The sequence below is a fragment of the Paraliobacillus ryukyuensis genome (assembly GCF_003315295.1).
Taxonomy (GTDB): Bacteria; Bacillota; Bacilli; order Bacillales; family Amphibacillaceae; genus Paraliobacillus; species Paraliobacillus ryukyuensis.
In genome coordinates, this window is sequence record NZ_QNRI01000011.1 from 35,677 (window position 1) to 59,727 (window position 24,051).

Annotated in this window: 20 protein-coding genes, 1 pseudogene and 3 riboswitches; of the genes and pseudogenes, 8 read left to right on the top strand and 13 right to left on the bottom strand. The window is 35.3% G+C overall.

Annotation, left to right across the window (positions count from 1 at the left end):
- Positions 1–172: 172 nt before the first annotated feature.
- A riboswitch (purine riboswitch) is annotated at positions 173–272 on the bottom strand.
- Positions 273–352: 80 nt separating this feature from the next.
- Both DES48_RS13360 and DES48_RS13365 read right to left on the bottom strand, forming a co-directional pair.
- The gene (locus DES48_RS13360) at positions 353–580 is read right to left on the bottom strand and encodes an NETI motif-containing protein (protein ID WP_113869887.1); all 228 of its coding nucleotides are present in this window, start codon (positions 578–580) and stop codon (positions 353–355) included.
- Positions 534–1,121, bottom strand: coding sequence for a DUF2179 domain-containing protein (locus tag DES48_RS13365; RefSeq protein WP_079708901.1), 588 nt, complete (start codon positions 1,119–1,121; stop codon positions 534–536). Before DES48_RS13365 ends, DES48_RS13360 begins: the two co-directional genes overlap by 47 nt.
- Before the next feature lie 225 nt (positions 1,122–1,346).
- On the opposite strand from DES48_RS13365, the gene DES48_RS13370 reads away from it, so the two are divergent.
- A complete protein-coding gene (locus DES48_RS13370) occupies positions 1,347–1,781 on the top strand; it encodes an Hsp20/alpha crystallin family protein (RefSeq protein ID WP_079708680.1) in 435 nt (144 codons plus the stop codon).
- Between the two features lie 107 nt (positions 1,782–1,888).
- On the opposite strand, the gene DES48_RS13375 is transcribed toward DES48_RS13370, so the two are convergent.
- From DES48_RS13375 to DES48_RS13385, 3 genes are all read right to left on the bottom strand, one after another.
- Positions 1,889–3,190, bottom strand: a complete 1,302-nt coding sequence (locus DES48_RS13375; RefSeq protein ID WP_113869888.1) for an NCS2 family permease — start codon at positions 3,188–3,190, stop codon at positions 1,889–1,891.
- Between the two features lie 154 nt (positions 3,191–3,344).
- A riboswitch (purine riboswitch) is annotated at positions 3,345–3,445 on the bottom strand.
- A gap of 130 nt (positions 3,446–3,575) precedes the next feature.
- A complete protein-coding gene (locus DES48_RS13380; RefSeq protein WP_113869889.1) occupies positions 3,576–3,962 on the bottom strand; it encodes an MmcQ/YjbR family DNA-binding protein in 387 nt (128 codons plus the stop codon).
- 134 nt (positions 3,963–4,096) lie between these two features.
- Positions 4,097–4,519 carry an NUDIX domain-containing protein gene (locus DES48_RS13385; RefSeq protein WP_113869890.1) on the bottom strand — a complete coding sequence of 141 codons (423 nt, stop codon included), beginning with the start codon at positions 4,517–4,519 and terminating at the stop codon, positions 4,097–4,099.
- Positions 4,520–4,811: 292 nt separating this feature from the next.
- Between DES48_RS13385 and DES48_RS13390 the strand changes: the two genes are divergently transcribed.
- The 6 genes and pseudogenes from DES48_RS13390 to DES48_RS13415 form a co-directional block, all read left to right on the top strand.
- Positions 4,812–6,728, top strand: coding sequence for a BglG family transcription antiterminator (locus DES48_RS13390; protein WP_113869891.1), 1,917 nt, complete (start codon positions 4,812–4,814; stop codon positions 6,726–6,728).
- A gap of 553 nt (positions 6,729–7,281) precedes the next feature.
- Positions 7,282–7,605: a PTS lactose/cellobiose transporter subunit IIA gene (locus DES48_RS13395; RefSeq protein ID WP_281269248.1), complete on the top strand. Its 324-nt coding sequence runs from the start codon at positions 7,282–7,284 to the stop codon at positions 7,603–7,605.
- 1 nt (position 7,606) lies between these two features.
- On the top strand, positions 7,607–7,921 hold the full coding sequence (locus DES48_RS13400) for a PTS sugar transporter subunit IIB (protein ID WP_113869892.1): 315 nt from the start codon (positions 7,607–7,609) through the stop codon (positions 7,919–7,921).
- Between the two features lie 25 nt (positions 7,922–7,946).
- On the top strand, positions 7,947–9,221 hold the full coding sequence (locus tag DES48_RS13405; protein ID WP_113869893.1) for a PTS sugar transporter subunit IIC: 1,275 nt from the start codon (positions 7,947–7,949) through the stop codon (positions 9,219–9,221).
- Between the two features lie 155 nt (positions 9,222–9,376).
- Positions 9,377–10,801, top strand: a complete 1,425-nt coding sequence (locus DES48_RS13410; RefSeq protein ID WP_113869894.1) for a 6-phospho-beta-glucosidase — start codon at positions 9,377–9,379, stop codon at positions 10,799–10,801.
- Positions 10,802–11,047: 246 nt separating this feature from the next.
- A pseudogene (locus DES48_RS13415) lies at positions 11,048–11,673 on the top strand (IS3 family transposase); the annotation flags it as partial.
- Between the two features lie 1,035 nt (positions 11,674–12,708).
- Here the strand turns inward: DES48_RS13415 and DES48_RS13425 are convergent.
- The 8 genes from DES48_RS13425 to DES48_RS13460 all read right to left on the bottom strand — a co-directional run bounded on the left by DES48_RS13425 (position 12,709) and on the right by DES48_RS13460 (position 23,002).
- Positions 12,709–13,731 carry a hypothetical protein gene (locus DES48_RS13425; RefSeq protein ID WP_113869896.1) on the bottom strand — a complete coding sequence of 341 codons (1,023 nt, stop codon included), beginning with the start codon at positions 13,729–13,731 and terminating at the stop codon, positions 12,709–12,711.
- Positions 13,732–13,735: 4 nt separating this feature from the next.
- Positions 13,736–14,455: a hypothetical protein gene (locus DES48_RS13430; protein WP_113869897.1), complete on the bottom strand. Its 720-nt coding sequence runs from the start codon at positions 14,453–14,455 to the stop codon at positions 13,736–13,738.
- Complete coding sequence (locus DES48_RS13435) at positions 14,452–14,967, bottom strand: TetR family transcriptional regulator (protein ID WP_113869898.1); 516 nt, start codon at positions 14,965–14,967, stop codon at positions 14,452–14,454. The genes DES48_RS13430 and DES48_RS13435 overlap by 4 nt, the downstream gene beginning before the upstream one ends.
- A gap of 263 nt (positions 14,968–15,230) precedes the next feature.
- Positions 15,231–16,769, bottom strand: a complete 1,539-nt coding sequence (gene guaA / locus DES48_RS13440; protein ID WP_113869899.1) for a glutamine-hydrolyzing GMP synthase — start codon at positions 16,767–16,769, stop codon at positions 15,231–15,233.
- Positions 16,770–16,848: 79 nt separating this feature from the next.
- Positions 16,849–16,950: riboswitch (purine riboswitch) on the bottom strand.
- Positions 16,951–16,977: 27 nt separating this feature from the next.
- Positions 16,978–19,191, bottom strand: coding sequence for a DUF4129 domain-containing transglutaminase family protein (locus tag DES48_RS13445; RefSeq protein WP_113869900.1), 2,214 nt, complete (start codon positions 19,189–19,191; stop codon positions 16,978–16,980).
- Complete coding sequence (locus tag DES48_RS13450) at positions 19,191–20,453, bottom strand: DUF58 domain-containing protein (RefSeq protein WP_113869901.1); 1,263 nt, start codon at positions 20,451–20,453, stop codon at positions 19,191–19,193. Before DES48_RS13450 ends, DES48_RS13445 begins: the two co-directional genes overlap by 1 nt.
- The gene (locus DES48_RS13455; RefSeq protein WP_113869902.1) at positions 20,450–21,412 is read right to left on the bottom strand and encodes an AAA family ATPase; all 963 of its coding nucleotides are present in this window, start codon (positions 21,410–21,412) and stop codon (positions 20,450–20,452) included. Before DES48_RS13455 ends, DES48_RS13450 begins: the two co-directional genes overlap by 4 nt.
- A gap of 222 nt (positions 21,413–21,634) precedes the next feature.
- Positions 21,635–23,002: a TrkH family potassium uptake protein gene (locus DES48_RS13460; RefSeq protein WP_113869903.1), complete on the bottom strand. Its 1,368-nt coding sequence runs from the start codon at positions 23,000–23,002 to the stop codon at positions 21,635–21,637.
- 244 nt (positions 23,003–23,246) lie between these two features.
- Here DES48_RS13460 and ytvA point away from each other — a divergent pair, with 244 nt between their 5' ends.
- Positions 23,247–24,020: a YtvA family blue-light photoreceptor gene (gene ytvA / locus DES48_RS13465; protein WP_079708667.1), complete on the top strand. Its 774-nt coding sequence runs from the start codon at positions 23,247–23,249 to the stop codon at positions 24,018–24,020.
- Positions 24,021–24,051 lie beyond the last annotated feature (31 nt).

Here is a 24,051-nt window from a genome sequence, read left to right on the forward strand (position 1 = left end):
CCTACTCACCTCTCCAGTTTAAGAGAGAAGATGAATAGGTTGATTGCACAAGAAAAACAACATTGGCTTGACTCACAGCTCATTGTTAAAACATAAATGAATACTATACTTATTCAACTTGAGTTGAATAGTACGATCACTTACTTTCTACTTCTTACTAGAGTCGATTTCCCAATGTATCATCTTCCCTCATAGTCCATCATTTACGGTGACGGGTAGAAACAATCAGGCCATATCCCTGAAATTATATGAGGTATATTAGTTGTTTGTTAGATAAATTAACTATGGATTTATCATAACAAGTAACGCAGGTTACGTCAACGAAAATCGAACAATTAGTTCAATGTATATTTCAATGTTCGGATTTAATCCTTATTGCATCAAAGATAATTTCTTGACTTACTGGTTCAACACCAGCTTGGTTTTCTTGGAAAATCGGTTTTTCAATCCGTCTTATTGGCTGATAACCCGCCTGTTTCATTCGTTCTAAACAAGCACTAATGGTTTCACCTTCTTCGACGGAAAAACGTTTTTTATTCGGTTGGCTTTTGTTCTGCTGCTTGTTCTTGTTTTTTGGCATTTTTAGAGATACGCCCCCTTCTAACTTGTTTCACCCAGAAACCGCCATGGATTTGTTTTGGTTCATAAGCGATAATAAAGGCTTTTGGGTCAATCCCTTTAATCGTTTCATAAAGACTTAATTCATATTTTCTCGGCGTTAAAATTTGCATAGACAAACGATCGCCGTCCATCCCGTAAGCATACCAGCTCGTAACGCCGTAACCTTTTTCACGAAGTTTCTTAGTAAACTCAATATCCGGATCTGACGAGATGACATTAACCGTAATGTAACCTAATGCCAGCTTATCTTCAATTTTAGAACCGACAATAACGCCAATTCCGAAACCTAACGCATAAGCAATTAGATTTTCTATTTGATCAAGGTTGTCGAGAACTAATCCTAATCCAACTACATATATAGCGATTTCCATCATACCCATCACCGCAGCAATATATCTTCTTCCTTTTAAAGTTAAAATCGTTCTAAGTGTTAGTAGTGAAACGTAAAAAATATTGATAACTAAAATGGTGACCACCATAATAATTGCATTATCTAACAACAACTTACATCCTCCTCTTGTTTAGCTTACTATGTAAAGTTCCACACTTCCGCAGTATCTAATCTTATTCCAGTCTTTCCAACTACATTCATGCTAAATCATAATGGATAGCGCATGTATAACATCTACCTTAAATGCTGCATATAGTGTAATACTTATAATAGCCGATTTTAGCCAAAAAGAAGTAGCCTGACAAGTATATTGATAAATAAGGGAGGCATGACCATGAATAATCCATTTGAACAAATGCAAGGTTGGAAACAAAATATGGATCACTTCTTTGGCGAGAACTTTTGGAATGGCTTTGACGATGTGTTAAAACCACCAATCCCACAAGTAAATATGTATCAAACGGAAAAAGAAATTATTTGCTATGTGAGTTTACCAGGAGTGGAACGAATAAAAGATATCGATGTCTTCGTTCGCGGTACTACACTAGTAATAGCCGGAACGATCAAATTAGACCAAAGCGGACAAGTAATAAAAGAAGAAATTTTGCATGGCGCATTTGATCGCAAGCTGGACTTACCTTATGCCGTCCGTGAAGATAAAGTAGATGCGACCTATCGATACGGGTTACTTGTTATTCGACTGCATCGATACATGCAACAAGACGGGAGCCAAAAGCGGATTAGCATTAAGCAATTAGACGAAGACTGATGATTGCTTGTTTTCCACCGATGATCATCGCCAGCAAAGCTGTCGATGATCAACTAAACAATTATCAAAAAACTCCAGTGCACCTTTATACACTAGAGCTTTGTCTACTAACTTAAGAACGTCAAGTATAATACAAAAACAATAAATAAGAACCACATAATCGGATTGATTTCTTTTACTTTACCTTTAGCGATCATGGTAATTGGATAAAAGACAAATCCTACAGCAATACCAGTTGCAATACTATATGCAAGTGGCATCATGATTACGGTTAGGAATGCAGGTACAGCAATTTCAAATTGGTCCCATTCAATATCTTTTAATGAACTCACCATCATGACCCCGACAATAATTAGAGCTGGTGCAGTTACTGCGCTTGTTACTACACCTAAGAGTGGTGAGAAAAATAATGCTAACAAGAACATCATAGCAGACACGACTGCGGTAAAACCAGAACGTCCACCTGCCGCAACACCTGTTGCCGATTCGACATAGGAAGTAGTAGTAGATGTACCTAAAGTTGCCCCAACAACGGTAGCAGCAGAATCAGAAAATAATGCTTTACCTGCTCTAGGAAGTTTGTTATCTTTCATCAGACCTGCTTTAGATGCAACTGCAACTAAAGTTCCTGCGGTATCAAAAAAGTCAACAAATAAAAACGTTAAAATAACACCGATCATTGGTAATGTGAACACATCACCTAAGTGTGTAAATGCCTGACCAAATGTTGGTGCTAAACTTGGAGGTTGACTAACAACCCCACTTGGTAGATCAATTAAACCAACAATCATACCTGCAATTGCCGTAATGATCATACCATAGAACACACCGCCTCTAACATTAAGTGTAATTAACACAACCGTAACAAGTACACCAAACACAGCAAGCAATGTATTTCCGCTAGTTATATCACCTAATGTAGCAACTGTACTCTCATCCCCTACAATAATACCAGCGTTTTGAAACCCAACAAAAGCAATAAACAAACCAATTCCAGCACCTACCGCCATTTTCAATTGCGATGGAATCGAATTAATAATTTTTTCACGAATACCGGAAAGCGTTAATATAATAAAAATAAGTCCAGATACTAAAACACCACTTAGAGCTGTTTCCCAAGGAATCCCCATTCCCATAACAACCGTATAAGCAAAGAACGCATTAACCCCCATCCCGGGTGCCAAAGCGATTGGATATTTCGCTACAAGTCCCATAATTAATGAACCTAGGGCAGCAGCCAATGCCGTCGCAGTGAAAACCGCTCCACTATCCATCCCCGTTCCTTCTGCCGCAAGTGTCGCTGGGTTTACGAATAAAATATAAGCCATCGCTAAGAATGTAGTGATCCCAGCCATCGTTTCGGTACGAAAGTTTGTACCTAATCGGTCAAACTCAAAAAAATTCTTCACGTTTCTTCCCCCTCATTTCGTTCGCATTCTTGATCAAGTGTTTCAAAAAAATAAAAAACACCCTTACTTTTCATAGCAAGAGTGTTCTAATAACTAGTCAGAAGATAAGAATAATGAAGCATCATAAAAATGCAAGATTGCTTATTCTATAAAAATAGGAATCATTCTTCTTCGTAGTCAGACCATTTACGGTGGTCGGTAGAAACTCTAGAGCCATATTCTCAAGAATATACGACGGATCTTTTATTTATTTTTTGTACAATGTATATGATACTAAGGAACCATGTTTCAGTCAAGATAAAAACGAATGTTAACAAATATTTCAACTTAATCGTTCGTGTGTACAGGCTTGTTTATCACTAAAAATAGACATTAAGCTAACTAATTAAGCGGTTTCATCAATAATGGTAGCTCTTACTTTCTTCGGGAACTTGTCCAAAACTAGTTGATAGGATTGCTTGATCATTTGTGCAATCGTTTCATTAGAAAGCACTTCTGTTTTTAGCATGATCGAATTCCAATGGCGCTTATTACTGTAATAACCAGGAATAATATCCGCATACATGTGCCGAAGCGCTTCATTCTCATCTGGTAATCCTTTCAATGTAATAATCGCATTTTCGTTTGCTTCCGAGGACATTAACCCAAAATATTTCCCTAATAAATCAAAATAAAATGCATCCCAATCCTCACGATAATAGACTTTCGCTCCAGGTAAGCCATTACCAACTTGTTTACAAAATTCCATACGTTGCTTCATGGATTCACACATGCGCTTCACTCCTTTTTTCTTGGATACTACCTTTATACTTATTATACACATATTAGGTAATCATAATCGAAAGAATTGTAGCTTCAAAAATAATATACACCCAGGTCCATTCCAATAGTAAAACTAGTATTACTTTACTTCCCTATAGAATCATCTACACTAACTAGATGTAGGATGGTTTCCTTGGCCATTTGGTTCTTCAGATTAACTAACACGCTAGGTTTTAACTCGCTCACATTATCCAAACTCGTCCAAGCAATCACTTGATCATCGGCATCTCTCCCTTGGTAGTCCGATTGAAAAGGAATTTCCCCCTTATAAATAAATAAAAGCTCATGAAACCCTTGTTTGTATTGAAAAAAATTCTCTATCACTGCAAATAACTTCGTATGTATCAACGCTACGCCTGTTTCTTCAAAAATCTCGCGCTTGATCGCTTCCTCACTTGTTTCCCCATATTGCATGCGTCCACCTGGAAGTGATCGTGCACCATCTTCTATCGATAGATTTAAATGAAGGAAAACTAAATATTTCGTGTCGCTGCATGGATTGAACATAACGGCAAACTATTAGTATGTCAGTTTCCATCATTATCATTTTAACTAAAGCATTCTTAAGTGATAGAAAGGAGGCTGCTAAACAAATTTAAACAGACTTGAAAAATTCATGTTATACTTAAAATTAAATAAAACGTCAAAAAATGTCGAAATAATCGTATAACTTCTAGATTGGTTTTAAGTTTGATAGGTATAAAACAACATATTTCCTTAGATTAAGGAAAAAATCAGTCCCAGTAACGCTTGTAAACGCTTTATAATAAAAGAAGACGGTTGGTAAGGAGGGCTGATTATGAATACAAGACAACAGCAAATTCTAAAAGAGCTTATAGGTCAGAGTAATCCAATTACTAGTGAACAATTAGCAATACTAATACAAGTAACCTCTAGAACAATTCGGAATGACATTAAACAGCTAAATGATGAATTGATAGGATCTGGAGCAACGATTGTTTCGGCTCGTGGCCATGGTTACCATTTAGATATTGCTAAAGAGAATGAGTTTAAGCAGTTTATCCAGAGTTTAATTGACCCTGATGAATCGATTCCTGTTGAACCAGAAGACCGTGTCCACTATTTAGTTAAGAGGTTTCTATTGTACCCAGATTATCTGAAAATTGAAGATCTAGCTGAAGATTTGTTTGTCAGTCGATCCACTTTAAAAAACGATATAAAAGATGTCAAAGTAGTGCTCAACAAGTATAAATTGGACTTAATCAAACAACCTAATTATGGGTTGAAGGTTAGTGGTGAAGAGAAGCATATACGCTACTGTATTGCGGAAATATTATTTAGGCGAACTGCCACAATCAGTGAAAATAATAATGAAAAAGCATGGCTTCTTCCAGATGACCAAATGGATCAAATACGATTAACGGTTTTAAAACGATTAAAGGAGTTTAATTTTAATTTATCGGATATTGCTCTACACAACTTGGTTGTGCATATAGCAATTGCTTGTCGCCGGATAAAAAATGAACAATATATATCGTTAGTGAATCGCGATGAAAAAGATACCCAAAACAAAAAAGAGTATCAAGTTGCTGAACTCATTATTAAGGATATTGAGTCAACGGTACAATTAACGTTTCCAGATGTTGAGATTTACTATGTGGCCATGCATTTATTAGGAACAAAAATATTTTTAAATAAGAAGCAGTCTGAAATTGAAAACACTTTTGATAAATCAATCTTACAAACAGTTGACCAATTAGTTCATCAAGTAGAAGAGCAGTTACGATTAGATATTATAGGGGATAGAGAATTATATGCTGGTATAGCAATTCATTTAAAACCAGCTATCCACCGCTATAAGCATCACATGAATATTCGTAACCCAATGCTAGAAGCAATTAAAGTAAATTATCCTGTAGCATTTGAAGCTGGAGTTATTGCAAGTAAAGTTATTGAAAAGACACACAATATAAAAATTGATGAAAATGAAATCGGCTATATTGCGCTTCATTTTGGAGCTGCAATTGAGCGGACTAAATTACAGACGAAGCCAAAGCGTTGTTTAATTGTATGCACAACAGGGCTCGGAAGCTCACAGCTGTTATTTTATAAATTGCGTGCTAAATATGGTAATCAGTTAACCATTATAGCGGCAACGGAATTGCATAATTTACCTAAGTATAGCGAAGACGACATTGATTTTATTATTAGTACGGTATCTCTTCCAGAATGGATTACAATTCCTCATGTCGTAGTTAGTACACTTCTAGGTGATGGAGAACTAAATGAAATTACAGCAATTGTTGAAAATAGAAGTATGTCACTAATTAATAGATATTTAGATCCAGATTTAATTTATCTTAATTTATCCATTTCAACACCAGTTGATGTGATTACATTCTTAGGAAATAAATTAATAGAACAAGAGCGAGTTGATGAGGGTATAGTTGAGTCTATTATGGATCGAGAGAAAGCCGCTTCAACAAGTTATGGTAACTTGGTAGCAATTCCTCATCCATTAGTACCGAAGTCGGATAAGACATTTTGGACACTTGCTACATTAGAGAAGCCAATAGATTGGGGAGAAAACAAAGTACAATTTGTTTGTCTTCTTCATGTTGCCGATGTTAATCAAGAAAAACTTGAGCCGATGTATAATAATCTAATAAAATTTGTTGATAATCGAGAAGTGATTAAACAGTTAATTAATTGCTCAAGCAAAGAAGAAGTATATGAGATCTTAAGAAGAATGTGACCAATTATGTTGCATTCTTTTTATTTGCAAGAAAAAGAATAAAAATAGTAGGTAACACTTTTAAATGGTGATTATCTTGTAGGCTAAGTAAGCATAAGTTTTTGGCTGACACATCAAGGTTTAAGGGCTTTTATAAGGGAATATAAAATTTTAAAGCATTGCTTCAGCTAAGGAAATACACTCTGCGTTCCTGGAAGCAACATCTTTATATAATGCGCAAAAGATTGGAAAACAGTAGCAAATATAATCATTATGAGCTACATAAGTGAAGGCAACAAATAGACGAAACTCTAGCAGAACAGTACGAGCTGAAGATCCATTCGGAAGTAATCTTTTCCCGAATTAGCTGAATCCGTACCTGCAGAAAGGGTGTTCATTTGTTGCCGTAACGATATTCGACCGTTTAGTTAATCTTTTTAAAGACCAGGTGCTCTTCCCGGTTTTCTTATTCCGTTGGATAAGGAAAAAAGTTGGCTTTAGATGAAAGCGTTTTACATTTATGATAGATCTAAGAAAGATAAACAACAGATAAAGAAAAAAGGAGGGTTTCAAATTGGATAATGAAGAAGTAATCATGGGGATAATCGTACATGGAGGCAATGCAAGAAGTTATGCCATGCGTGCAATGTCTGCTGCAAAAAATCTAGATTTTGAAGAAGCTGACGAGCTCGTGGAAAGCGCAAATGAAGAGTTAAATAAAGCACATCGTATTCAAACGGATCTTATTCAAGCGGAATCAAGAGGAGATAAAACAGAGGTATCATTGTTAATGGTTCATGCGCAAGATCATTTGATGAATGCTATGAGTGTTAGAGACGTTTCGTTAGAAATTATTGATTTAAATAAAAAAATAAAAAAACTTTCTGGAGGTAATTAATATGAAAAACATTTTACTGGTATGTGCAGCAGGTATGTCAACAAGTATGTTGGTCACCAAAATGGAAAAGGCAGCTGTAAATAAGGATGAAGAAATTAAAATTACTGCAACTTCTGGTGGGGATGTCAAGAAATATATTGACGAAGCTGAGGTTTTATTACTTGGACCACAAGTCTCCTATTTAAAAGCAGATTATGAAAAGCAGTATGGTGATGAACGAGGCATACCGGTGGAAGTAATTAATAGTATCGATTATGGCACAATGAATGGAGAAAAAGTACTAAACTGGGCAATTGATTTAATTGATTCAAAATAAATTATAATTAGGGAGGAGTTATATTATGGCTATTGCAGACTTTCAGCAAAAATTGCAATCAGGTGCAGGGAAAATAAGTTCCAATAAGTATTTAAAATCAGTTTCTGACGGATTAATGTCAGCGCTTCCAGCTTTAATCATTGGTGCATTTTCAACGTTATTAAGTGGTATGGCAATTGAACCCTATCAAGATTTTATTACAAATACAGGGTTAAAACCTATCTTAGATTTACCTTCTCAGTACACGATAGATATGATTGCTCTGTATGCAGTATTTTTTATAGCATATCGATTGGCAACAGCATTTGACAAAGATGGTGCACCGGCAGGGTTAATCGCACTTATGTCTTTCTTTGTATTAACACCAACAGCGCTATTAGATGAATCGGCTGTTTTACCATTTCAGTTCTTAGGTGCTCAAGGCTTGTTTGTAGCAATTATCGTTGGTTTAATAAGTGCAAGACTTTATGTCTTAATAGTGGACAAAGGTATAACGATAAAAATGCCAGATGGTGTACCGCCAACTGTTTCCAAAACATTTGCAGGCTTAGTTCCAGGAATTCTAATCGTTGTGTTGTTTACAATAATAAGTGCCATTTTTGATGCTACAACGTATGGTAGCATGCATCAAGTTGTTTATTCATTTATTCAAACACCTCTTCAAAACTTGGGTGGTGGGTTCTGGTCACTTATTGCAATGATTCTTGTTATTCATGTTTTATGGCTTTTAGGTATTCATGGTATGCTAGTTGTTTTACCAATCTATTTAAGTATTTGGATGCCATTGGGAGTAGAAAATCTAGATGCCCTGGCAGCTGGAGAAGAGTTACCGAATATTGTTAACACAGGATTTGCTCAATTATTCATTCTGCTTGGTGGTTCGGGAGCAACATTAGGTCTTGCAATTATTATGACGTTCATGGCTAAAAGTAAACGATATAAAACGTTAGGTAGATTATCCTTACCGGGATCAATCTTTGGTATCAATGAACCATTAATCTTTGGATTGCCGATTGTATTAAATCCATATCTAGCGATTCCATTCGTTTTAGCGCCATTAGTAGTATCGATTATACCTTATTTTTTAATGGCATCAGGTTTAGTTACAAAATTGGCGGGGGCACACTTACCGCTTGGAACGCCAGCATTTTTTAATGCAATCATCCAAGGTGGGTTTTCAATTTTAGTGCTACAAATCTTAATGATTATTTTATCAGGTATTATTTACTACCCATTCTTCCGTATAATAGACAAGCAAGCAGTAAAGGAGGAAGAATCTGCACAGGAATCACTAGAATAATCAAATTGAAAGTTAGTTTGTTAAAAAGTTTATAACTGGTATGTAGGTTCCTAATGCATACCAGTTTTTCCTAATCAAAACTCATCAAAATATAAATTAGTTTCTTATTTTTGATAAATGTCTGCTGATGAAAAAATAATAAGGGGGAAATAATTATGGTATTAAAGAAAGACTTCTTATGGGGCGGTGCAATAGCCGCTAACCAAGCAGAAGGGGCATACAAGGAAGATGGAAAAGGGTTATCTTTAGTTGACATTTTACCAGCTGGTGAAGAACGAAGAGAAGCTTTATTTAATCCGGAAGTGGCGTTATCGAAGGAATATAGTCATTATCCTAGTCATGAAGCTATTGATTTTTATCATACCTACCAAGAGGATATTAAACACTTTGCAGAGATGGGGTTTAAAGTATTTCGTACGTCAATTTCTTGGCCACGTATTTTCCCAAAAGGGGATGAAGCAGAACCAAATGAAAAAGGTCTGGAATTTTACGATCAGCTATTTGATGAATGTAGGAAGTATGGCATCGAGCCATTAGTGACGTTAAATCACTTTGATACACCATTGTACCTTATTGAAGAATATGGCGGATGGCGCAATCGTAAATTAGTAGGTTTTTATGAGCGTTATGCAAAGGTCGTTCTTGATCGCTACAAAGATAAGGTTAAATATTGGTTAACCTTCAATGAAATTAATATGCTCTTGCACATTCCGTTTTTTGGAGGAGGACTAATTATAAAAGATGATGAAAATGCGAATCAAGTTAAGTATCAAGCTGCGCATCATCAATTAGTTGCAAGCAGTTTAGCGACAAAGGCTGCCAAGGAGATTAATGGAGAGAATTTTATGATAGGGTGCATGTTAGCGGCAGCAGAAATTTATCCATATACCTGTCATCCAGATGATATGTTAAAATCAGTAAAGGAAAATCAGAAGCAATATTTCTTTATTGATGTTCAATCAAGGGGGGAATATCCATCTTATACGAATCGGCTGTTTCGGGAATTGAATGTAAAGATTGAGATGGAACCTAGTGATGAAGCATTATTAAAGGCTTACCCTGTTGACTTTATTTCATTTTCCTACTATTCCTCGCGATTAACAAGTGCAGATCCAGAGGTTAACAAGAAATCTACATCAGGCAACGCTTTTAAATCACTAAAAAATCCATATTTACAGGCATCTGATTGGGGATGGCAAATTGACCCAATTGGGTTGAGGGTAACAATGAATCAACTATATGATCGTTATCAAAAACCACTCTTTATTGTTGAAAATGGGCTTGGTGCTGTTGATGAATTAACAGCAGATGGTACAGTTGAAGATGATTACCGGATTGAATACATGCGTGAGCATTTAAAACAAATGATTGAAGCAGTAGATGATGGGGTTGATTTAATAGGGTATACCTCTTGGGGCTGTATTGACTTGGTAAGTGCTGGAACCGGCGAAATGAAAAAACGATATGGTTTCATATATGTTGACCGTGATAATGAAGGTAATGGAACAAGTGAACGATACAAAAAGAAATCATTTTATTGGTATAAGGAAGTTATTGAAACAAATGGGGAGTGTTTATAGCGATGCTAAGGAGTAGGCTGGGGCAAAACAAAATTTAATTACTCAAAATACGAATGTTATTTCCTCTAAATAGGGAGTGTAAACTAAACTGTGTAAGTTAAGAGAGCGTACCACTCTTACTTACACAGTTTAGTTTTTTTATTATAAAATAGAAATATATGATATGGAGCGGTTACACTTAGTTGGACAAATTAGTTAAGGTCAGTTGTTAGATTTGGTTCAATTACAAACCAAGTGGCGTTAAAAATGACCAGAAGAACGAGAAGAAGTTTTTCCAAAGCGTTCAAAGAACAAATGGGACAGTTGCATACGTCTTTGGCAAACCTCGTGCGAAGATTAGAAGAGAATACGAATTGACACCTTCTTCCTTTGATAAGTGGGTTCGACAGTATCATGATAATGGGTCGTTTCAGGAAAAAGACAATCGCAGACCGGAACAAGAAGAGTTAATCAAACTTCGGAAAGAAAATCAAAAACTAGCCATGGAAAACGATATTTGCACCTAAAGGTATAAAAGTATCTCCACATTTAACATGCTAGATACTCTAAAAAGCAGGCCGCGCTGATCATGGGACGAAAGTAGATGTGATCCGGAATAACCGTCACAAATACGCGGTATCAGCAACGGTTTTTATGTACCGAGTAATCGCAGGTACAATGTGCTCATGTCTCAAATCGCTAGAAGTACGTACTATTATGAAGCAAAAATCCGTGATGACCAAGAAGAAGAATTAACCGATCTGATTATTGATATTTTCAAGCAAAGTCGAAGTAATTACGGGTAACGAAAGATTAAAATAGAACAAAAAAAGAAAGGCTGGATCGTTTCACGCCATCGCATTGGCCGAATCATGAAAGAACAAATGCTTGTTTGAAACATAGCCATCACCTCCTATGGTGGTATCTAATAATCAAAACTTTTCTGACCTGGAGTCATTGATGTCTGCCTCGTTATTAGCACTTGATTCAAAAAAAGAGCATTTATAGCTACACTGTATCCAGATTGTTTTTTGACATTTGCTACCTAGACACTGTTATGGTTCAATCGGCATTAATAGATTATTATATAATGGGAATCAAAATATAGCAGAAATAATGGTTGTACAACAGTGGTTAAACCTTTTTTCGTGATGAACGACGAATAGCAGGCTAAATAAGCAGTCCGATATGGCTGTGAGGAGAGAAAGCAATGACTTTCTCATTAACAATACACATTCTGCGTTTCGAATATGACCTTTAAGGCCCCCCGAGGGGTATTCAATTGGAAATCCCTCTAAGATGGGCTCTTAAACATATTATACGAGGAGGGGGAAAATGAACTATTGGAGATGGAACTCTAAAAAGAAATTTTTATGGAACTTAATTCAAGTACCCATTGTAATTATACTTATTACCATAATTTCTAATTCAGATTACGTTTCTCCTTTGAAATCAAAGTTAGTGATTTCTTTATTGGTTTTGATAACTATTTTATCTTTGGTTTATAACTATATAAAAATGAAAAATTGTGATAGAAATGAAAAAAAGAAATGATATATATTTTTCATAAGTACACTCCAGGTGTAGAGATATTAAAGAGCCTGGTGTGCTTTGTGTGTCACGATTAGGTGATGTGTTTGGCACGATTTAGATACAAAGGAAATAATTGAACCAAACTTCATATTACTATTTGCATACAATGTCGGATCATGTTAAAGATACTTTTGCATTTTTGCTTGACTAGAACATGCACTAAATCTAATCAATAACAGACCCAGAAAATATATAAATTGGTAAATTACACACGAAGCATTTCAAGAAGAACTGTTGCACTTAATTTTACAAACTAGCTTATCTCGTAGATGATGAAACATTAATTTTTCCTCTAGTTAAATTAAAAAAGCCCTCCTTAGTGAGGGCTTTCAAAATTATTTGTGTTCAATTTTTTTGTCGAACGTTGAAGAAGTTTCAAATAATGCTGCAACATCATTTAAATCCAGTAAATTCTTCTTTATTATAGATTCTATTACTTCCAAACCTATTTGTATTCTAAATTGCTTTTTTTCTTCACTTAGAAAATGTTTAGCTGAATTATTGTATAGAGATTTTAATTTAGGTATTAAATAGCTATATAAATAAACAATAAAAAACGGCTCATTATTTTCAGCCTCAAACATTTTCAATTTTGATGATTGATTGACAAAGATTTGAGTGTTAGACATGTCATCAAGTGTAAAAACAATATCAATATCAGCATTTCTTAATCTTGCAGTAATTGTCTTTAACGTCTCTCCGTTACTTATAAAAGCTTTAGTTATTATTAGTTCTGAAGTCTGGTCAGAAGTTCCACTAAAAATATTATGCTCATCACCTATATTACCGATAAAACCACTTATATTCATTAAAGTAATCCCATCATCTAGTAATCCTGCATTTTGAGTGTATTTAAAAAATAGCCAATTAAACAAATCTGGTGGCATTTGATAATCATCATCAATTTTGGATATGTACTGGGTTCCAACTAATTTTTTCACTCTATCTACATGAAATTCATTAGATGAACAAATGATTAAATGTACAGAGTCTTTTATGTTAAAAAAGTATACCATTATTTGCGCATAGTTTACTCTATTCGCTTTAGAAAGAAAATTTCCATTTGAATCCTTTTTTTTCCTTTTTGTAAATTCAATATCCGCAGGAACAAAAAAGTATTCAACACTATCTTCTTGTTCATTAATATCATAGAATGATATGTCATTTTGTTGAGATACTTCTCCCCAAGTAAAGTAAAAGTTTTTTTCTTCTTCCGATAAATGCTCTGCCTTTTTGCTGTCACGTGATGCGATTTTAAGAGGGTCAGTATATTTTCTATTTAAAATATTTTTTTTGACATCAATTAAACTATTTATCTTCGTTAACTTAAATAATTTACAAGTTACTTTGGATTTCATTAACTTACTCCTCCCCCTTACAACTTACTATTAAAGGCTCAAAATTAACCTTTATCAGACATTTAGAAATTAACCTTACAATTTTAACAAATTTACTTGACATTATAACTAAATCCAAACTAGTCTCATCATTTTTAACTCTAATAGGCTTAACATTAAACTGTTCAGTTAATTTATACGGTCTCTCTTTAAATGAATTTCCTTTAATATTCACTTTTTCTAACAGATTAATTGATATTCTGCGCTCATACAACTTATATATACCATCTAAATTATTATCCCATTTATCACGAAAAGAAATATCTAATAATTCGGGATTAAAATAAATATCAAATGAAATTCCAAGCTTTTTAATTAATAATGTTGGTATCCATCCCTGTGGCTTTAAAATTATTTCAATTTCAACATTTTTTGAGAAGTATTCATAATTAGTCGGTGAAAATTTCATTGTAGTTCTTTTATTTCCATTAAGTTTAGTATTAACTGTTACATCCATTCTTTTAAAATTAGTTCTTATCTTACCTACTAAATATGAAGATATTTCCAACATTAACCCAATGAAAAGTGCTATCAAAGCACTCAATACTGTTTTTTTTAACAAATCACTTTCATAGCCTAATTTCTCTATGAAATTATATACGAAATTTTCTTTATTAGTAGCTACGAACGCAACAAAAAGTGTAATTGCAAAAGTTTTAAATAATTGTACCACTTTATTTTTCATACCAGCATCCTCGGCCCAAAGCTAATAAACTCTATTAGTTTCTTTACATCTATATATTCTTCCTCAGACAATCCACTATCAATTCCTAAAACACCATTTGATTTTAAAGTAACCATATGGTTACCTTTGGATCTAAAAAATAACTGCATAATCTCATAATCTTGATTTTGAAGTAAAGCTTCTATTGATTCTAAATTAAACTCTTCACCTTCTAACAAATCTTCAATTTCATAATTTTTAAATTTACAGTCTACCAGTGATAAATTGAACCTATCTTGCATTAGTATAAGGTTCAGGTATTTATGATTACTCAACATAAGTTGCTTCACTGTACTATAAACAAAGATATTATAGATTTGGTCATCCATCAAAAAAGCATTAAAATCTTGAGGAGAATATGGGATTGCGAATGAATAACCCTTTTTACTAACAATACAATCCTTCAAAAAAACCTGTTTATAAAAAGGAGGATTCTTTTCATTTGGCTGGAATAGAATTTTAAAATATTTCATTACAGGTTCCTCCTTTTTTATAAATTCTTAAATGAAATATTTATTATAGTAATATAATACCAAATCAACATTTCGTTTGCATTACAAAATCTAATATAAATGCAATTTGAATAACATCAAAACTATAAATATCCCACCAAAGATATTCTCTTTTTGGGGGGATGAAATGGTGGGGAACCAAATAAGAACAAGCCTATTTTACAGTTCACAATCACAATGGACATTGTAAAATAGGCTTGTTCACTTCAAATTATTTTTGTTATTTATTCCCACTCAATCGTAGCTGGTGGCTTGCTCGTCACATCATACACAATACGGTTAACATGGTCGACTTCGTTCACAATTCGATTCGATATTTTCTCTAATACTTCCCACGGGATTCTCGCCCAATCCGATGTCATGCCATCAATAGAGGTTACAGCACGGATACCGATCGTGTGGTCATACGTTCTGGCATCACCCATGACACCGACACTTTTGATGTCCGGTAAGACAGTGAAGTATTGCCAAATATCACGATCTAAACCCGCTAAAGCAATCTCTTCACGCAAGATCCAATCTGATTCACGAACAATTTCCACTTTTTCAGGTGTTACTTCGCCTAGTACACGAATACCTAAACCTGGTCCTGGGAATGGTTGACGCCAAACAATTGCTTCTGGTACGCCTAACTCTAATCCAAGCGCGCGTACTTCATCTTTAAATAATGTGTTTAATGGCTCAAGTAATTCAAACTGCATGTCTTCTGGTAAGCCACCAACATTATGGTGCGATTTAATTGTTTGCGCTGTTTCCGTACCACTTTCGACAATATCGGTATACAGTGTACCTTGTGCAAGGAAGTCCATATCTTTTAATTTATCTGCTTCATCATCGAACACATAAATAAATTCGTTTCCGATAATTTTACGTTTTTGCTCTGGATCTGTGACCCCTTTTAGCTTACTTAAAAAGCGATCTTGCGCGTCCACTTTGATAATATTCATATGGAAGCCATCACGAAAGGTTTCCATCACCATGTCGCCTTCATTTTTACGAAGTAAGCCGTGATCAACAAAAATACACGTTAATTGATCGCCAATTGCTTTATGGATTAATGCGGCTACAACAGAAGAATCCACACCGCCACTTAAGGCACATAACACTTTACGATCGCCCACTATGTTTTGGATTTTTTCTACTTCTTGTTCTACGAAATTAGCCATTGTCCAATCTCCAGTACAATCACAAACACCAAAAACAAATTGCTTCAATAAATCATTTCCGTAAATCGTGTTACGTACTTCTGGATGGAATTGGACACCATACATTTGTTTTTGTTCATTACTCATAGCTGCAACTGGTGTAGATGTACTTGTTGCTTCCACTACGAAATCAGACGGAGCTTCGATAATCTTATCGCTGTGACTCATCCAAACGGTTTGTTCATTTGGCGTGCCTGTAAATAGCTTTGCATTGTCGGTGACATGAATATCCGCCTTACCATATTCACGTTCATTCGCTCGTTCGACTTTTCCATCAAAATGATGGGTCATTAATTGCATGCCGTAGCAAATGCCCAACACAGGAATACCTAAGTCAAAGATACCTTCGTCGCAACGAAAACTATCTTCATCATACACACTATATGGACCGCCAGATAAAATAATTCCTTTGGGATTCATTGCTTTAATCTCTTCAACTGTTAATCGATGGGAATGCAACTCACTATAGACACCAAATTCTCTAATCCGTCGTGTGATTAACTGGTTATATTGACTACCAAAATCTAATACAAGTACTAATTCATTGTTTACTTGCAAACCTGTCAGCTCCTTCTTTCCTTAACCTTACCATTTTTATAAAAAACTGCCCTCTTGTAACAAGAAGACAGATAAAAAACGTACGTTTATCTGCCTCCATAGTCGAGCTATTTACGGTTACTCGCTAGAAACTCTCGAACCCTATTATCGAGATTATATAGAGGTAGCTTTCATATTTCTCTTATTCTATCAACGCCATTTCTATTGGTCAAGATAATCTCTTGTTTAACATATCTTTCCACAATCGATGTGCTTCGGTAACTTGTACTGGCGCTGTTTCTTTGCGATATAAAATTTGCTCATATATTTCCGTTAGTTGTGTCATCTGATTTGTTCCTAACTGTTTATCAACTGTGGTTGCATATTCTCGTAAGGTCTGTGAAGAAGCCTTTTTCATACCATCGTGCTGTAACTTACCAAGTAGATAGTGATACCCATGTTCAAAGTCTTGCATACTAGCAAAGTTATCATAACGATGGAGCATCCATTTTGTCATCCATTTATATCGTGTTACATACAATGTGACCGCAGCGCCAACAAGAACAACGAACATTCCAAGAATCAACCATAGTGGCATGATGAATTCACTATTTTCTTGTGCACTTGATGCATTCTGCTCAGCCTCTTCTTGTTTTTCCTGCTCTTCGGGTTGCTGTTCTTCTTGTTGTTGCTCTTCTCCATTCATTGTGTCTTCTTCCGTAGAGGTATCTGTTTGTTCCCCGCTTGTTTCTTGATAGAAATTCACACTATTAGAGAACCCAACTGTTGGTTCAAACGGTACCCAACCTACTTCTGGAAAATATACTTCTACCCAAGAGTGCGCATTTCCATTGGTTACTTCATACGTTTTGATGTCTCCTGGTTGAACGACACTATCATCTAATTGACCACCTGTAAATCCTTTTACCCAACGTGTTGGTATATCTAATGCTCGCAACATAACAACCATTGAGGTAGAAAAGTTATCACAATAGCCAACTTGAGTCTCAAATAAGAATTGATCAACATAGTCTTGACCACGAGCAGGGACAGCAACATCTTCTGTTTTATATTCAAATCCACTTGCACCAAAATAGCGCTCAATCGATTTTGTTTTATCGTAACGATTATTATCTTCTGCAGTAATATTTTCAGCAAGTTCAATCACTCGATCTGGTAAACTATTTGGTAGTTGTAAATAACGATCGGTTATCTCTGTAGGGTCATTGTGATTGTTTTCTTTTAATTGAGTAATAGAAAAGGAAGGATAATCATATTGAATTTGGTAATTACCATTCATCTGTTGTAAATCTGCGTGTTCCGTTTCAATAATACCTGTCTCTTGATCTAACAAATAATCAACGGGATCTGAACTAGTTATTGTTCGCGTTCCGTATGGATAAACCGCTCTAGTGAAATTAGCTCCACTGGTATAAGAGATCGTGGCTTCTAATTCATTGGTTTCCACCTCAGATGTAAATAGATTTAAATCAATCTCTCCATTCGCTTGTGAGTGATAATCTAATTCCGTCGAACGCTCCCAGCCCTTTCCTGTATACTCATCTTTAGACTCAATCCTCCAATAATGCTGCCGTGGTGATTCTGCAATAAAAACAGTAGTGTTATCTTGAATAAATGAACCACCAAGTTGTGAATCATCTTCGCCGTAACCTACTTTTTTCGTAACATCACTGCCTCCTTCACCAAATCCAGCATAATTTGCCGTACTCGTTAAAAAAGGAACAGGATCTGGCCACTTGGGCTCAAATTTAGGAGCAGCAAAACCTACCGCTGTTAAAATGGGCAATAACACTAATACGGGGAGTAAACTGGATACAAACCATTTCCCGAATACTGGACGTATTGATTCTCGCTTCATTTGATTAAGATAACTAGATACCGCTAAAACGAATAACGAAATAACCAACGCACGAATAATTGCTCCATTCGCTTGATAGGTCGTGAAGGTGTCTAATATAGTAATATATATAAATGTGAACAGTACAAATAAAAAAACACGGTTGATGACAACCAACCAATAATACAGTAAATAGCTAATTAACCATAGCAATACTAAGAATAGCATTGTCCGAAAAAAAGGCGTAAATGCAGTGAAGACGGGTTGTTGGATTAACTGAATATTATACTGTAGTTGCAGATAAAATTCTTGAAACCACGCTGAAGTTGTGATTGTTGCTTGTAAAAACAAACCGTCTAAAATGACGACTGCCGCTATTGTTTTTAATGGGATGGCAATCCATCGCGTAAGTTTAATTAATGATAATAAAAAACAAAAGCCTGCAAATAAAACAAAAGCAATAACATTGCCTGTATCTGAGATATCTCCCAAAGGATATAGCCATTCTAAAAGCAAAAGAAATCCACCTACATAAAGCAATACAGAAAATACTTTCGATTGTGTTATTTGTTGGTGTTTCGGCATTAGATGACCACCTCTATTGTTTCTTGTTGTAATGCTTCTTTTGTAATTGGATTTATGGTTATCCCAACATTACTACATTGCTGCATCAACCATTGATCATTGTCTGTCCATTTACTACTCGCCTTAACAAAATAAACAACAACATGTTTCACTTGCTTTCGAAGTTGTTCAAAGGCTTGCATACGTTCTTTTGTTAGTTGATACACAAAAACATGAGCGACTAAGTTTGTTGGTAGTTGTTTCACCTGTTTGCTAAGTTGTCTTGAAAAATCCACCATAGCATTCGGTTGCACCTGTGTTAAATAATGCTGGATGGCATCTTTTTTTCCATGCTGCGCCGGTGGAAAATACACGCTTTTCTCCCCGACACCAAGCAGTCCAACATTAACGGAAGTATTGCTATAATGATTGATAAACGATTGAATTAGTTCCACACATGCTTCAAATGCTAGCAAATTAGAATTTGGACTGTAAGTCGAATCCATAATAAGTAATTCATCCGCATTTTTTTCTTGTTCGAATTCTTTTGTCATCACTTCTTGCTTTCGTGCTGTGGTTTTCCAATCTACCCACGAAAATTTATCTCCCGGCATATATTCACGTACACCAGTTACCACATGTGTATTCGACGAATGAACAGAGTAAATTGGAGATGCTCCCTCCTCTAAGGTGTAGCGTTGCTTTTGTTTAACCGCTAGTTTTCGACTTCTTGGGTAGACAACTAATTGATCTTCTAAGGGAATAATATATTCTTTCTTAATAAATCCAAAAAAATCACTTGTTTTTAACCGAACCGCTTGAAAAGCATGTTTACCTCGAGGGAGGTGACGCATTTCATACGTGTAGGTTAACTGTTTTGCAAACAAAGGAAAGCGAATGTTTTTCTGCTGGCGCTTTGCACGTGTTGTATTTCGTTCATCGAGCAATTGATAGATATTTTTATCGTAATAGTTTTCCGTGAGAGATTCGGAAAAACAATCTTCAATAATAAGGAATGGAATAGGAATACGAAATCGTTGGGTTAGTTTCAAGGTTACCTGTATTTCTCCCCCTGTATATTGCACCCGCTTGGATATAACACGTTTTAATTTCCATGTGGATAATGGATAGAAAAGAAAAAGTAAAAAGTAGATAAACATCGGAACAAAGGAATAGAATAAAAACCAACTAACAAAGCCACCTTGAAACATGGCATAAGAAAATAAAACACCAAAAAGAACAAGCAGCTGTATTAATTTCAAGAAGAAACGCGCTGGACTCATTTAAATTGTCCCTTCCGATTCGGTACAGCGATTTCTTCAAGCAGTTGTTCGATAACTTTTGCTGATTCTACTCCCTCAAACTTTGCTTCTGCTGATAGAATAATTCGATGTCCTAACACATGCGGCGCAAGATATTTCACATCATCTGGTAACACATAATCCCGTGCACATATAAATGCATAAGCTTTTGCTGCGCGCATTAATGCAATCGACCCCCTTGGGCTGACACCTAAGTATACTGAGGGATGATTTCGTGTAGCTGTAATTAACCCAACTATATATTGTTGGACCAATTTATCAACAAAAACTTCTGCTACTTGTTGTTGTAAATCTAGTAATTCTTCTTTATTCATAACGGCTTCTGTCATTTCAATCGGATGTCGTCCTGAAATGTTGTGTAGCATTTCTAATTCTTGTGCTTCCGTAGGATATCCCATCTTCAATTTTATTAAAAAACGGTCTAATTGAGCTTCAGGTAATGGGTATGTTCCCTCATATTCAATGGGGTTCTGTGTTGCCATCACAAAGAATGGCTGCTTTAAGTGAATTGTTTGTCCATCTACCGTTACACTGTGTTCCTCCATCGCTTCTAGTAAAGAGGACTGTGTTTTAGGAGATGTACGATTGACTTCATCTGCCAACACGATATCGCCCATAATAGGGCCATTTCGAAATTCAAAATTCATTTCTTTTGGATTATAAATGGAAACACCAGTAACATCTGAAGGTAATAAATCTGGGGTGAATTGGATACGTTTAAACGAACAATCTAGTGATTTAGCTAGTGTTTTTACAAGCATGGTCTTCCCAACGCCAGGAACGTCTTCTAATAACACATGTCCTTGTGAAAGTAATGCCACCAAACTTAATGTCGTTACTTCTTCTTTTCCTATGATGACGCGATTAATATTGTTAAGTACTTTCTCAATCTTGGGATGGTAATTCGTCAAATTTATCATGCAATCCTTGTTCTCCTTCCAACCAGCTATTTCATTGATGCTACAAAAATAAATCATTATATTAACTATACTACAAGAGGGTAAGGATAACGCAAGTACATCGATTAGAAAATTTAGGAATGTCATTAATTCTTAATATAACGATAGTAGTTTAAAAGAGAAAAATAAAAATGCGACCTATAGGTACTAAAAAGCCTATAGATCGCATAATAGATTGCTGTTTTAACCAATGATAATTTTCTCTGTTGGATAACGAAATACATCTTTTTTCTCTTTCCCACGAATAATGAATAAGAATGAAAAGATACCAATTCGTCCAACAAACATTAAAAACATAATAATAAATTTGCCTACGACACTAAGCTCAGGTGTAATACCTAGCGATAAACCTGTCGTACCAAAAGCAGACGCCACTTCAAACAGAATAGCGAGTGCAGAAAAATCTTCAGTCACTGTTAAAACAATGGTAGAAGCAATACATAGCATCGCCGCGGTCGTAATAACGATGTAGGAACGCATAATATCTACTTGTGAGATTTGGCGACCAAATACTTTGATTGTTTCATTCCCTTTTGCGTAGCTAAAAATAGATAATAGCATAATAGCAAACGTAGTCGTTCGAATTCCTCCCCCTACACTACTTGGTGACGCTCCAATAAACATTAGGCCGCTCATCATAAGTAAAGTAGGTACTGAAAATTGATTCATATCCATAGTCGCAAGTCCACCATTTCTAGTTGTTGCAGACTGGAAAAGGCTATAGAAAAACGATTCATGCCAAGACTTATCTGCAAAAAAGTGCGTTCGTTCAAATAAGAAGATAAGTACACCACCAACAACAATTAAGCCAAAAAAAGTAATGGTCGTTAATTTCGTGAACAAGGAAAACGCATGTTTTTCATTGATCCCATGTTCTTTTCCTCTGATCAAATCTTGTATTTCAATTAGAACAGGAAAGCCGATAGCACCTAGTATCAATAGCACGATATTAATAAATTGCACGAAATAATCATCGGCAAATGGAATAAGTGAATTTCCAGTGATATCAAATCCAGCGTTGGTTGTTGCACTAACCGCACCGAAGAATCCCTGGATGAGTGCTTCGGTCCATGTATCGTAATAACTTAGAAAATAAGTGCTTAATATAACTGTTCCAATAAGTTCAATGATTAAGATAAGTTGTAAAATCTTCAGCATTAATTTAACTAACCCTGATAATGTTGTTCGATTTTGGTCTTGCCTAATCAATTGTCTGGCACGTATACCAATTTTTTTACCAAAAAGAATATAGATAAACGTCCCAAGCGTCATAATACCAATTCCACCGAATTGCAAAATAAAGGCTAAGGCAATATGGCCTGCTGCATTAAATGTCTCTGCAGTAGAAGCAACCGTTAATCCTGTCACACTAATTGCACTAATAGCTGTGAACAGCGTATCAATAAACGAAAGACTAGCTCCTTCCGCTTTGAAAAAGGGCATACTTAACACAATCGTTGAAAAGGCTACAGCAACTACATAAAATAGCACGATTAATTGTACAGTTGAAAGTTGTTTTGCTAATTTGAATTGTTTAGAAAAGAATGGCATAGTAAGCTCCTTATGCGAATAATTACAAAAAACTATTTGTTAGTGTACCATAATCACAAAAACTTAGAAGTATTTTTAAAAATAATTTTACAATCACATAACGCAGAAATATTTTATATCCATGATTGATAATAAAGGACAATAACATAGAGAACAACAACATCGTTGATTTTTTTACATGGAAATGAGATAATTTTCCCAATCTAATAGTAGTGTATCTACAACGATGGCTGGAGGAAAAGGCATGAAAAGTAATATAGATAGAAAACATAAATTATTTCAACAAGCACTTGATCATACCAAAGTAGGGCTTATCATTACCGACCCTGCACTAGAAGATCACCCTATCATATACGTAAATCAAGGTTTCATCAATATGACCGGTTATCAAGCTGATGAAATAATCGGAAAGAATTGTCGTTTTTTACAAGGAAAAGAAACAAACCCGGAGACAATAGATGCTATTCGTGAGGCAATAAAACAAAAAGAGTCCATTACAGTGCAATTGTATAATTATAAAAAAGATGGAATGCCTTTTTGGAATGAGCTGGCGATTGATCCAATGTGGATTGAAGAGGAGCAAAAGCTCTATTTCGTCGGGGTGCAAAAAGATGTAACCTATGAAAAAGAACAAGAACGGTTGTTGCAAGAAGCATTAAACGAAATGGATGAATTATCTACACCGATTGTACCGGTGGCAGAATCTGTTGCTGTACTTCCCCTAATTGGTTCGTTGCACTTCAATCGCATTGATAAACTAACGACTGCAATCTCAACTTATCTTACGAATTCAAAGGATGATCACCTGATTCTTGATTTATCCGGCTTGTATGAGGTAGATACGTATGTAGCGTCTTCTATTTTAAAGCTGTACGATTTGACAGCTTTAATTGGCACGCAACTGATTCTAACAGGCATACGACCAGAGTTAGCCATTAAAACAACAGAGATTGGTGAAAAACTTAAATCAATGAAAACCTATCGCACAGTTAGAGATGCGATGCAAGCCTTGCAATAATAGGTAAAAATGCGAATCACTGAGTAATTAA